This is a genomic window from Rhizobium sp. BK181, from assembly GCF_014193305.1.
Lineage (GTDB): Bacteria > Pseudomonadota > Alphaproteobacteria > Rhizobiales > Rhizobiaceae > Rhizobium.
The window spans coordinates 108986-121317 of record NZ_JACHZA010000001.1 but is presented as its reverse complement, the minus strand read 5'-3'; the positions used below and the strand labels follow the sequence as shown (position 1 = coordinate 121317).

Genomic DNA, 12332 nt, shown 5'->3' with positions numbered 1-12332 from the left:
CGATGAGCCTCGCCCAAAGCGCCAATGACAATATGGCGCCCAGGTCCGCCGAAGAGACGGGAGCGCAAAAGCCGCCACCGTCGCCTCCGGCTGCTGGAGCGGTGGCGATGCCCGCCTGGAAGGCTCCGCTTTATATGGTGGCGTCGGTCCTGCTCTTTCTGACGCAGGGCCTCGGCATGAATTTGCTCAACGTCAACATCTACCAGCTGCAAGGATCGTTTTCTGCAACTACAACCGAGGTCTCCTGGCTTTCGGCAGCCTATATGGCGCCTTACGCCAGCATGTCGATCGCGCTCTTCAAGATCCGCACGCAATACGGCCTTCGCCGTTTCGCGGAGCTCGGTATCATCTGCTTTGTCGTTGCGGCGGTCCTCAATCTTCTCATTACCGACCTGCATTCCGCGATCGTCGTGCGCACCTTAAGCGGGATGGCTGCCGCACCGCTTTCGACGCTCGGCTTTCTCTACATGCTCGAACCCTTTCCGCAGGAGAAGAAGCTGTCGCTCGGGATTAGCCTGGCGCTGATGTGCACGCTGTTTGCATCCCCCGTCGCGCGCATCGTCTCGCCTTCGCTGCTTCAGTTCGGCGGTTACCAGGCGCTCTATACGTTCGAGATGGGGATGGCGCTTATCGTCTTTCCGATCATCTACCTGCTGCCGCTCACGGCGCCGCCTCGGGGTAACGTCATCCAGCCGCACGACATATTGAGCTATCTCCTGCTCGCGGTCGGCTTCGGTTGCCTCGCCGTCGTACTGACGCTCGGCCGCTTCTATTGGTGGTTCGAGGCACCGTGGATCGGCGTTCTGCTGGCGATCTCGGTGGGCTCCATCGCGCTCGTGCTCGCCATGGAGCTGCCGCGCGCCAGTCCGCTGATCGATTTCCGCTGGCTGTTCTCAGGCGCCAACATGCGGATGGCGGGGGTGCTGCTTCTCTTCCGTTTCGTTTCCTCCGAGCAATCCTCCTCCGCGGCCAGTTTCTATCAGCAGCTCGGGCTTCTGAACGATCAGACGGTGACGCTTTACGCGATTATCCTTCTCGCCTCTTTGGTTGGCGGGCTCTTCTGTGCCTTTCTGATGACCACACGTTACGTCGAGACCGCCCATGTACTGGCTCTCCTTCTTATCGCCGCCGGCGCCTTTCTGGACAGCCGGTCGACGAGCCTGACAAGACCACCGGAGATGTATCTGAGCCAGGCGATGGTCGCGGCCGGCGCGGCGATGTTCCTACCACCTGTGATGGCGAGTGGGTTCAAGGCCGCGATGTCCCGCGGCATGCCCTTTATCGTCAACTTCCTCGTAATCTTCGTGTTCACGCAGAGTATTGGCTCCCTGTTCGCGTCGGCGATGCTCGGAACCTTTGTGACCATCCGGGAGAAGTTCCATTCGAACGTGCTCGTCGAGCACATCCTGCTGCAGGACCCGATTGTGGCCCAGCGCGTCTCACAGCTCAGCGCCGCCTACGGCAAGGTGCTTGGCGACAAGATGCTGCTCAATGCCGAAGGCCTGGCGCTGCTCGCCCAGCAGGTTAGCCGCGAGGCATACATTCTCGCTTACAATGACGCTTTCCTCGTCATCGGCTACGCGTCGCTCGTTGGTCTGATCCTCATTCTTCTCCATCAGGCGTGGCGGCGGCTGCCCTGGGCAGCGCGCGCCGACGCAATTCCCGCTCAATCGTGATCTCAGGATCCCATCATGCTGAAATCCCTCCGGTCCCCTTCGACCATCATCGCAGTGCTTGCCGGCATCGCCGGCGTTCTCCTCGTTCTCTACGCCTGGCGTTTGCCACCTTTCGTGACGTCTATCGAGACGACGGATAACGCCTATGTGCGCGGCTACGTCACGATCATGAGCCCACAGGTGAGCGGTTATGTCGTCGAAGTGCCGGTGAAGGATTATCAGCAGGTCAAACAGGGAGACACGCTGGCGCGGATCGATGACCGCATCTACGTCCAGAAACTTGCCCAGGCGCGCGCCGCGCTCGACGGGCAGAAAGCGTCGCTGGAGAATTCTCGCCAGTCTGAGCTTGCGGCAAAAGCAAGCATCGCCTCCAGTCAGGCCCAGATCGACAGCGCAAACGCGTCGCTGACCCGCGCGCAGCAGGCCTGGGATCGCATAAACAATCTCAGCAACCGTGGCATCGCATCGCAGAGCGAGACGGAGGCAGCACAGGCGACGCTGGACCAGGCCAAGGCCGCGGTGAACCAGGCCGAGGCCGCTCTTGAGGTTTCCAAGCAGAACCTTGCGACGATCATCGTCAATCGCTCGCTGCTTGAGGCCAATGTGGCGAGCGCCGAAGCGGTTGTGCGTCTTGCGGAAATCGATCTGCAGAACACCAAGATCGTTGCGCCGCGCGAGGGCCATCTCGGCGAAGTTGGCGTGCGCGTCGGGCAGTACGTGACGGCGGGAACGCAGCTCATGGCCGTGGTGCCGGAGGATGTCTGGGTCGTCGCGAATTTCAAGGAGACACAGGTCTACGGGATGCAGGTCGGGCAACCCGTTACCATCACGGTGGATGCACTCGGCAAGCAGCGGCTGAAGGGATACATCGAGCGCTTCTCGCCGGCGGCCGGATCCGAATTCGCGGTCATCAAGGCCGACAATGCGACAGGCAATTTCGTTAAGATTGCGCAGCGCGTCGGCGTTCGCATTGGCTTCGATCCCGATCAGCCGGCGATCAAGGACTTGGGGCCTGGGCTTTCGGTCGTCGTCGATGTCGACAAGAGTGCTGCTCCGCAACAGAACACCTCAGCCAAATAAGCAGAAAGCCCGGCGTGAGCCGGGCTTTCGTCCATTTCCGGAATGGTATCTCGGAAATTAGGCTTCGTCGCCTTCGAGGTCGGCTTCCGGATCAAAGAAGTCTTCCGGACGAAGAGCGTCTTCGTCAACGCCGTAGATCGCGTCAACCGAGTTAAGGGTTTCACCCTTGGCCTGACGCTCAGCTTCGTCAGCCGAACGGGCGACGTTGAGCTCGATGTGGATTTCGACTTCAGCGTGGAGCTGCAGTTCAACCTTGTGCAGGCCGATCGACTTGATCGGCGTGTTCAGGTGAACCTGGTTGCGACCGATGTTGAAGCCTTCGGCAGCGAGGATCTCAACGACGTCGCGAGCAGCGACAGAGCCGTACATCTGGCCGGTTTCGCCAGCCGAGCGAACGACGATGAAGGACTTGCCGTCGAGAACGTCAGCGACCTTCTGTGCTTCCGACTTGCGCTCGAGGTTGCGAGCTTCGAGCGTTGCGCGCTCGGATTCGAAACGCTTCTTGTTGGCTTCGTTGGCGCGGAGAGCCTTGCCGAGCGGCAGCAGGTAGTTACGAGCGAAGCCGTCGCGAACCTTTACGGTTTCGCCCATCTGGCCGAGCTTGGAGATGCGTTCAAGAAGAATGACTTCCATGTTCGTGTTCCTTTCGTGTCTCTAGATTTTTGTATCTGTCTGTTTGGGGGCATCAGCATCCTTGTTCGGGGTCAGCGCGATCGCCTTGCGGGTATCGCTCAAGCCCAACACGAGGATGAAAAAGGCTGGCACCATCACGATCAGCGATGCCAGGTAGCAGAGGATCAGCGCCGGCAGGCGCCAATCCTTGCCGCGCGTGCGGAAGTGCAGCGCGGCGAATCCGGAAAGGAGGAAGCCGGCGCCGAAGGTGCCGACGACAGTTGCTCCGATCATCGCCGCCATGCCGCCGAAGAAGGTGGCGGCAAGACCGGCGAGAAAGACGAAGATCGAATTGCGGTTCATGCGCAGCGCCGAGGGGATATCCTCGCGCGGGCGCAGGCCGCGGCCGGATGCGCTGACGATCCGGATTGCGATGTAATAGGCGGCAAACAGCATGACCACCCACATGCCGCCCTGAATAGCGGGCAGCATGAGCAGTACCAGCGCCTTGGTTTGCGCGGTCACGGCCGGATCGGGCGAAAACTCGGGCTGCTGCTGTGCAAGCGAGCCGAACAGCACGTCGACCAGCCGGTCGATGAGTTCAGGACCGTAACCGATCATCACGCCGACGACGATGACGGCGATCGTGACCAGGCCGCAGAGATGCAGCAGGATATCCGAAAGCGGATACCAGGCCATCAGATGCTCGGGGCCGCCAAGTTCAGACGCGGGACGGGCGAGATTTGCAAGGTGGCTGAGCCAGCCAGCCGGCAGCAGCGTGACCAGCGTCATCATCAGCGCGAAGGACGGCGAGATGGCGATCGCACCGACGACAGCGGCGGTGACGACGGCGGAGATCGCCGCCATGTTGCCCCAGCCGAGGCCGACGAGAAGAATGGGAAGGGCAGAGGCCGCATAGACAACCGCACTGAAAGACGGCTGGAGGCTTGCGCCGAGCACTAGAAGTGCGGCGGTCAATCCGGCGAGTGCGCCGATGCCTAGCGTTTTTGTGTTCAGTTGCTTCACGGTCGCTGTCCTGCTTCATCAAGCAGTTAGAGCGCGTTTCCTGAATCTGGTTCAGAAAAGCCTCAACATGGGTTTTAAGAGTTCCGATCCGCGCCCATCGCGAAAGGGAGAAGGGAAGGCATTGCTGCCTTCCCTCGATTTGGTCTCGTCAGCTGATTAAGCGACGACGTACGGCAGCAGGCCGAGGAAACGGGCGCGCTTGATCGCCTGGGCGAGTTCGCGCTGCTTCTTCTGCGAAACAGCCGTGATACGGGAAGGAACGATCTTGCCGCGCTCGGAAATGTAGCGCTGCAGGAGACGAACGTCCTTGTAGTCGATGCGCGGAGCGTTTGCGCCGGAGAACGGGCAAGTCTTGCGACGACGGTGGAACGGGCGACGAACCGGTGCGGAGGAAGATTCAGACATTCTCAGTTCTCCTTATGCACGGTCTTCGCGCGGAGCGCGATCGGGACGCGGGCCACGCTGGAAGTCGCCGTCACGGCGCGGCGGACGGTCGCCGAACTCGCGGCGCGGGCCACGGTCGCCGCCTTCACGCGGGCCGCGGTCGTCGCGGTCGCGCTTCTGCATCATGGCAGACGGGCCGTCTTCGTGCTTTTCAACAGCGATCGTCATGTAGCGCAGGACGTCTTCGCTGATGCGCATCTGACGTTCCATTTCCTGCACGGCAGCAGCCGGGGCGTCGATGTCGACGAGAACGTAGTGAGCCTTGCGGTTCTTCTTGATGCGGTAGGTGAGGGACTTGAGGCCCCAGTTTTCTACGCGCCCGACCTTGCCGCCGTTAGCTTCGAGGACACCCTTGTACTGTTCTACGAGGGCATCGACCTGCTGAGCGGAAATATCCTGTCGGGCAAGGAATACATGTTCATAAAGAGCCATGACAGCTTTGCCTTTCTTGCGTTTATTCAACCCGATATTCGGCGGCTAAGCCTCAACGACTGCTCCTGATTGGGCGAACCCAGGCAAGAAAAGCGTTCCGAGACGGTCGAGAGCGGAGACACGGGAGGCTGGAACGCTTCCGTTCCGAACGATTTCCCGTGGGAAACCGGCCCTCCGTTCAGCCACCAGCCAGAAGACCGGGTTTGCGAACAGGGCGGCTTATACGGATTTTTGGCGGAAACGCAAGAGCGTCAGCAATGTTCTCGCTGCGAGTTCAGCGAAGGCAGTCCCGCTTTGCGCAGCCCGTCGACGAAATGGTCGTAGTGACTGGGGTCGACGTAGGGCGTCAGGATCTTCCAGTAATGCTCGAGATCGGCAGGAACATTCGCCAGGATCTCGGGTATCAGCCGTCGGGCTTCCTCTTGGCGGTTGAGCTGCCCCAAGCTTGCGAGAAGCACGACGCGGTTGAAATAGGCGCGCCTGAGCGACAACCCACGTTCGGAATAGTGAATCGCTTCCTCGTAGTTGCCGAGGTGATAGTGCGACAGGGCAAGGCGATCGAGGATGAGATAGGCAAGGGGATCATGCGGGCTGAGCCGCAAGGCCATGTGGAGAGGATCGTAAGCTTCCGCGAAATTGCCCGTGAAGATTCTGGCCCATCCAAGACCCATATGCGCCAGGGCGAAATTGGGGTTGAGGTCGATCGCCTGCTGCGCCTCTTCTACTGCGGCAGGCGCATTGTGGGCGACGAAATGGCCAAGACACATTGCGTAGTGTGAATAGGGGTCGCGCGGATCGAGTGCGACCGCGCGCTCCGCTTCTGTCCGAAGTTCCGTGCTGTCCTTGTCGACATCCTCGCTGAAACCGTGGAAGCAGCGTGCGTAGAGGGATCGAGCGAGCATCATGTGGCCACGCGCGAATTCGGGATCGAGCTCGATGGCTCGCCGATGCCAGGCTATGGATTCGATGAAATGCTCGGCGGTATCCTGGGCATTGTGCAGCCAAGTGCCGCGCATATGGCTCTCGTAGGCGTCGAGATTGTCCGTCGTTCTGAGCAATGCCCGGCGGCTCTCGCCGATCAGGATTTCCGGCTCGATGGCGCCGACGACATTCTGCGTCAGCTCGTCCTGAATGGCGAAAATATCCGCGATTTCGCGGTCGTAGCGTTGTGCCCAGAGGTGGACGCCGGTCTCCGCTTCGATCAGCTGCCCGGTGACGCGAACCCGCGTCCCCGACCGGCGTACGCTACCCTCGACGAGATAGCGGACGCCGAGATCGCGGCCAATCTGCTTCACGTCGACCGCGCGCCCCTTGTAGGCGAAGGACGAATTCTGGGCGATGACGAAAAACCAGCGGTAAAGCGAGAGCGCCGTGATGATGTCCTCGGTGAGGCCATCCGCGAAAAACTCCTGCTCGGGATCGTCGGACATGTTGACGAAGGGCAATACGGCGATCGAGGGCTTGTCAGGCAGCCTGAGCGGCCCGCCGAGCGCGCCCGCTTCCACAGGGTCTTCGCGACTCCAATGTACCCGGTGGACGGGCACCGGGCGCGGGATGTTCTTGAGAGTGCGGTCTCCCATCGGAATGAGTGGGAAGTCGAGTTTTCCCTCGATCTGCTGCCGCAGCGCGCCGGAAATACAGATGCCGGAAGGCAGCGCCACCTCCTGGAGACGCGCCGCGACATTCACGCCGTCGCCGAGCAGATTGTCTCCCGAGACGACGACATCGCCGAGATTGAGCCCAAGGCGAAACTCCATGCGCCGGTCAGGCGGCAAGTCTGCATTGCGGCGATTAAGGGCGCGTTGGATGGCGACGGCCGCGCGTACGCCCTGCACCGCGCTGTGGAATTCCGCCACCACGCTGTCTCCGGCGCTGCCGAAAATCCGTCCGCCGTGCTCCTGCACGAGGTCGCCAATCGTGGCGTTGTAGATGCCGAGTGTCGCAAGCGCATCCTCCTCGTTGGTTGCAACAAGGCGACTGTAGCCGGCGACATCGCCGGCAAGTATGACTGCGAGCTTCCGTTCCACGGAATAAGCCCCCGCGCTCGGCACAGAGCCCTACAAAACTAGCCGAATTGCACAAGTCGGAGAAGCGGAAATTGCCGTATCGGCAAAGTTGTCGAAACTTGTCGTTGTGATGTTTGCGGGAGGCGATCTGGCCTTCCTTGGCCAGATCGTGGCTGTTTGAACCGCAGCCTAGATCGGCATCGGGTACTGGCGATGAATCGTCTCGATTTCAGCCAAGACGTCGTGCGACAGTTTGAGATTGACAGAGCTCAGGTCAGTCTCGAGCTGGTTCATCGTCGTCGCGCCGATGATCACCGATGCCATGAAGCGGCGGTGCAGGCAGAAGGCGAGCGCCATCGCAGCCGGATCGAGCCCGTGACGTGTGGCGATGTCGAGATAGGCCTTCGTTGGTGCTTCCTGCAGAGGCTGCAGACGTCCGCCAAGATCGCCGTTGATCGAACCGCGCGAGCCTTCCGGCTTCGCGCCGTCGATATACTTGCCGCTGAGGATGCCGCCGGCGAGCGGGGAGTAGGCGAGCAGACCGACATCCTCGTGATGCGACAGCTCCGCCAGATCCAGATCGTAATGACGATACAACAGATTGTATTCGTTCTGGATTGTGGCAACGCGCGGCAGACCGCGCTGCTCGGCAAGCGTCAGGTACTTCTGGGTGCCCCACGTCGTTTCGTTGGAGAGGCCGAAGGCGCGAACCTTGCCCTCTTTCACAAGGGCGCCCATTGTTTCCAATATCTCGGTGATATTGGCGATGGCCTTGGCGTGGTCCTGCTTGAAGGGGTCGTAGTGCCAAGCCTGACGGAAATGGAAATGCCCGCGGCTCGGCCAGTGAATCTGGTAGAGGTCGATATAGTCGGTCCTCAGGCGCTTCAGGCTTGCCTCGATCGCAAGGCGAATGTTTTTCGCGTCGGCACCGTCGCCGTTGCGGATATAGGAACGGCCGGGTCCGGCGACCTTCGTGGCGAGCACGATGTCCTTGCGCTTGCCCGTCTTCTGGAACCAAGTGCCGATATAGTCTTCAGTCAGGCCCTGGGTCTCCGCGGAAACCGGCGTTGTCGGATAGAGCTCGGCCGTATCGAAGAAGTTGACGCCCTTCTCGACGGAATAGTCCATCTGCTCGTGTGCCTCGATCTCCGTGTTTTGGGTGCCCCATGTCATGGTGCCGAGGCAGATTTCGGACACGGAAATATCGGTGCGGCCAAGTTTCCTGTATTTCATCTGAAAGCCTTGAAAGTGATCTGGAAAAGAAATGGTCTGGAAGGGCGGCGCAAATCTAGACCGGAATTGCGCAAGCGCAAGAGGGATCGCGAGGCTTTCTCGCGCCCGCAAAAGCCTTGGAACGCGGGCCTCCGGCACTTGACTCTGCAGGAAAGAATGTCAATTGGAGGCGAAATAACCAGAGGTCCATTAACAAAGGACGTAGGATGACCATCGCTTTCACATTTCCGGGTCAGGGCAGCCAGGCTGTCGGCATGGGCAAAGAACTCGCCGAAAGCTTCGCCGAGGCACGCGCCGTCTTCCAAGAAGTCGACGAAGCGCTGGGCGAAAAGTTGTCGGAGACGATGTTCAACGGACCGGAAGACACGCTGACGCTGACGGCGAATGCGCAGCCGGCCCTGATGGCGGTCTCGATGGCGGTTGTCCGTGTCCTCGAAGCCAAGGGCGTCGACCTGAAGGCGAAGGTCTCCTATGTCGCCGGCCATTCGCTCGGCGAATACTCCGCGCTTTGCGCCGCAGGCACTTTCTCGCTTGCCGACACCGCACGCCTGCTTCGCATCCGCGGCAATGCCATGCAGGCCGCCGTTCCGGTTGGCGTTGGCGCCATGGCTGCCATCATCGGCCTTGAGCATGCTGACGTCGTCGCTGTCTGCGAGGAAGCCTCTGCCGTCGGCTCCTGCCAGATCGCCAACGATAATGGCGGCGGCCAGATCGTCATTTCGGGTGAGAAGGCGGCTGTCGAAAAAGGTGCCGCGATCGCGACTGAGAAGGGCGCCAAGCGCGCGATCCTGCTCCCGGTCTCCGCTCCCTTCCATTCCTCGCTGATGGCGCCTGCCGCCGAAGCGATGCGCGAAGCTCTGGCCGGCGTGAAGAAGTCCAGCCCGGTCGTGCCTCTTATCGCAAACGTGCGCGCAGCGCCGGTGACCGACGCCGACGAGATTGCCAAGCTGTTGGTGGAGCAGGTGACGGGCCAGGTCCGCTGGCGCGAGACGGTCGAATGGTTTGCGGCCAATGGCGCAACAACACTTTATGAGCTCGGGTCCGGCAAGGTTTTGACCGGCCTTGCGCGCCGCATCGACAAGACGGTGAACGGCATCGCGGTCAACACGCCCGCCGATATCGACGCGGCGGTTGCCGCCCTGATGGCCTGATTGATTTAACGAATACAAGGAACACTTCCATGCTCGATCTTTCCGGCCGCAAGGCTCTGGTCACCGGCGCATCCGGCGGTATCGGTGAAGAAATCGCCCGCATCCTCCACAAGCAGGGCGCGATTGTCGGCCTGCACGGCACCCGCGTCGAGAAGCTCGAGGCGCTGGCCAACGATCTCGGCGATCGCGTCAAGATCTTCCCGGCGAACCTTGCTGACCGCGATGAGGTCAAGGCGCTCGGCGTCAAGGCTGAAGCCGATCTCGAAGGCGTCGACATCCTCGTCAACAATGCCGGCATCACCAAGGACGGCCTGTTCGTCCGCATGAGCGACGAAGACTGGGATAACGTCATTGAGGTGAACCTCACCGCAATGTTCCGTCTCACGCGCGAGCTGACCCACCCGATGATGCGCCGCCGTTATGGCCGCATCATCAACATCACGTCGGTCGTCGGCGTTACCGGCAATCCCGGCCAGGCGAACTACTGCGCGTCCAAGGCGGGCATGATCGGCTTCACCAAGTCGCTGGCTCAGGAGATTGCAACCCGCAACGTCACGGTCAACTGCGTGGCGCCGGGCTTCATCGAATCCGCCATGACCGGCAAGCTCAATGACAAGCAGAAGGAAGCGATCATGGGAGCGATCCCGATGAAGCGCATGGGCACGGGCGCTGAAGTCGCCTCCGCGGTCGCCTATCTCGCTTCGTCGGAAGCCTCTTATATGACAGGCCAGACGCTGCACGTAAACGGCGGCATGGCCATGATCTGAAACGGTAAACTGCCTTTCGAGGCGGTTTTCGCCGCAATAGCGTGTTGACCAACCCGGTGGGGTTGATTTTCTGGCTTTGCGGCAGACTTAAACCGTGTTAAGCGGGCCATGACTGTGAACAGTCTCCCGAGAAAGCAGACGGACCGGCGGGCTTTTGTGCAAGCCTGGGACATTTCTGGTAGCCGGGTTCAAAGAGTTTGCCGAGGGTGGCTTCAAGGGGCGCCGCAGGCTGAAACAGGGTAGGGATGTCACAAGGCATTCTGATCAGACATAAGGTCGAGGAAACCGACATGAGCGATATCGCAGAACGCGTAAAGAAAATTGTTATTGATCATCTTGGCGTCGATGCCGACAAGGTTGTCGAAAGCGCCAGCTTTATCGACGATCTGGGCGCAGACTCGCTCGATACTGTCGAACTGGTCATGGCGTTCGAAGAAGAATTCGGCGTTGAAATTCCGGACGATGCAGCTGACTCGATCCTGACGGTCGGCGATGCCGTGAAGTTTATCGAAAAGGCCCAGGCTTAATCCTGAGCATTTGAGAAAGGGCGGACCCGGAGTCCGCCCTTTTTATTTCTGGCATGGTTCTCCAAGAACAAAAAAGGCGGGGGAATGCAGTCGATGAGACGGGTCGTAATAACAGGTACCGGCATGGTATCGCCTTTGGGATGCGGAACGGAAGTGACGTGGTCCCGCTTGCTTGCGGGTCAGAACGGCGCCCGTCTGGTCACTGAGTTCGAAGTCGACGACCTTCCTGCGAAGATTGCTTGCCGCATCCCGGTTGGCGACGGTAGCGACGGCACTTTCAACGCCGACGACTGGATGGAGCCTAAGGAACAACGCAAGGTCGATCCCTTCATCATCTACGGCATGGCAGCGGCCGACATGGCGCTGAACGATGCGAACTGGCACCCCGAGAGCGATGAGGACCAGGTTGCGACCGGTGTCCTGATCGGCTCCGGCATCGGTGGCATCGAAGGGATTGTCGAAGCTGGCTATACGCTGCGCGACAAGGGCCCGCGCCGCATTTCGCCGTTCTTCATTCCCGGTCGCCTGATCAATCTGGTATCCGGCCAGGTATCGATCCGTCACAAATTGCGCGGTCCGAACCACTCGGTGGTCACCGCATGTTCGACCGGCGCTCACGCGATCGGCGATGCCGCCCGTCTCATCGCGTTCGGCGATGCCGACGTGATGGTCGCCGGGGGCACGGAATCCCCGGTCAGCCGCATCTCACTGGCCGGATTTGCCGCCTGCAAGGCGCTCTCGACGCAGCACAACGACGATCCGACCAAAGCGTCGCGTCCCTACGACAAGGATCGCGACGGCTTCGTCATGGGCGAGGGTGCCGGCATTGTCGTTCTCGAAGAATTGGAACACGCCAAGGCGCGCGGCGCCAAGATCTATGCCGAGGTGGTCGGTTACGGTCTCTCGGGTGATGCCTATCACATCACGGCCCCGTCCGAGAACGGCGAAGGTGCGCAACGCTGCATGACGATGGCGTTGAAGCGTGCCGGGTTGACGCCTGCCGATATCGACTACATCAACGCCCATGGCACATCGACGATGGCCGACACGATCGAGCTCGGTGCAGTCGAGCGGCTGGTTAGCAATGCAGCCTCCAAAATCTCGATGTCGTCGACGAAGTCTGCAACAGGTCATCTGCTCGGTGCCGCTGGCGCAATCGAGGCGATCTTCGCAACGCTTGCAATCCGAGACAATATTGCGCCTCCAACGCTCAACCTCGACAATCCGGAGCGCGAGACCGCGATCGACCTCGTCCCGCATACGGCGCGGCAGCGGGAAATCAACGTCGCCCTGTCGAATTCTTTCGGATTCGGCGGCACGAATGCCTCGTTGGTGCTTCGCCGCTACGTCGCCTGATCTCAGGTGTTGACGTCCTGGC

12 protein-coding genes are annotated in these 12332 nt (G+C 60.6%); 6 read left to right on the top strand and 6 right to left on the bottom strand.

Annotated features, from left to right (window positions below; all coding sequences use genetic code 11):
• Positions 1 to 2: 2 nt before the first annotated feature.
• Together FHT77_RS00600 and FHT77_RS00595 are read left to right on the top strand one after the other, a co-directional pair.
• Positions 3 to 1676: an MFS transporter gene (locus FHT77_RS00600; protein ID WP_183751574.1), complete on the top strand. Its 1674-nt coding sequence runs from the start codon at positions 3 to 5 to the stop codon at positions 1674 to 1676.
• A 15-nt stretch (positions 1677 to 1691) separates the two neighbouring features.
• Positions 1692 to 2756 carry an HlyD family secretion protein gene (locus tag FHT77_RS00595; protein ID WP_183751572.1) on the top strand — a complete coding sequence of 355 codons (1065 nt, stop codon included), beginning with the start codon at positions 1692 to 1694 and terminating at the stop codon, positions 2754 to 2756.
• 57 nt (positions 2757 to 2813) lie between these two features.
• Here FHT77_RS00595 and rplI read toward each other — a convergent pair whose 3' ends face one another.
• From rplI to FHT77_RS00565, 6 genes are all read right to left on the bottom strand, one after another.
• Positions 2814 to 3389, bottom strand: a complete 576-nt coding sequence (rplI, locus tag FHT77_RS00590; protein WP_016553431.1) for a 50S ribosomal protein L9 — start codon at positions 3387 to 3389, stop codon at positions 2814 to 2816.
• Positions 3390 to 3410: 21 nt separating this feature from the next.
• A complete protein-coding gene (locus FHT77_RS00585) occupies positions 3411 to 4394 on the bottom strand; it encodes a DUF2232 domain-containing protein (protein ID WP_183751570.1) in 984 nt (327 codons plus the stop codon).
• A gap of 156 nt (positions 4395 to 4550) precedes the next feature.
• Entirely contained in the window at positions 4551 to 4799 is a 249-nt protein-coding gene (gene rpsR, locus FHT77_RS00580; RefSeq protein ID WP_007531286.1) for a 30S ribosomal protein S18, read from the bottom strand.
• A 12-nt stretch (positions 4800 to 4811) separates the two neighbouring features.
• Positions 4812 to 5270, bottom strand: a complete 459-nt coding sequence (gene rpsF / locus FHT77_RS00575; RefSeq protein ID WP_183751568.1) for a 30S ribosomal protein S6 — start codon at positions 5268 to 5270, stop codon at positions 4812 to 4814.
• Positions 5271 to 5521: 251 nt separating this feature from the next.
• The gene (locus tag FHT77_RS00570) at positions 5522 to 7297 is read right to left on the bottom strand and encodes an adenylate/guanylate cyclase domain-containing protein (RefSeq protein WP_183751566.1); all 1776 of its coding nucleotides are present in this window, start codon (positions 7295 to 7297) and stop codon (positions 5522 to 5524) included.
• A 168-nt stretch (positions 7298 to 7465) separates the two neighbouring features.
• Positions 7466 to 8509, bottom strand: a complete 1044-nt coding sequence (locus FHT77_RS00565; RefSeq protein WP_183751564.1) for an aldo/keto reductase — start codon at positions 8507 to 8509, stop codon at positions 7466 to 7468.
• Between the two features lie 206 nt (positions 8510 to 8715).
• On the opposite strand from FHT77_RS00565, the gene fabD reads away from it, so the two are divergent.
• From fabD to fabF, 4 genes are all read left to right on the top strand, one after another.
• Positions 8716 to 9660 carry an ACP S-malonyltransferase gene (fabD, locus tag FHT77_RS00560; protein WP_183751560.1) on the top strand — a complete coding sequence of 315 codons (945 nt, stop codon included), beginning with the start codon at positions 8716 to 8718 and terminating at the stop codon, positions 9658 to 9660.
• 29 nt (positions 9661 to 9689) lie between these two features.
• A complete protein-coding gene (gene fabG, locus FHT77_RS00555) occupies positions 9690 to 10427 on the top strand; it encodes a 3-oxoacyl-[acyl-carrier-protein] reductase (protein WP_183751558.1) in 738 nt (245 codons plus the stop codon).
• A 290-nt stretch (positions 10428 to 10717) separates the two neighbouring features.
• A complete protein-coding gene (locus tag FHT77_RS00550; protein WP_003547058.1) occupies positions 10718 to 10954 on the top strand; it encodes an acyl carrier protein in 237 nt (78 codons plus the stop codon).
• Between the two features lie 93 nt (positions 10955 to 11047).
• Positions 11048 to 12310 carry a beta-ketoacyl-ACP synthase II gene (fabF, locus tag FHT77_RS00545; protein WP_183751556.1) on the top strand — a complete coding sequence of 421 codons (1263 nt, stop codon included), beginning with the start codon at positions 11048 to 11050 and terminating at the stop codon, positions 12308 to 12310.
• Positions 12311 to 12332 lie beyond the last annotated feature (22 nt).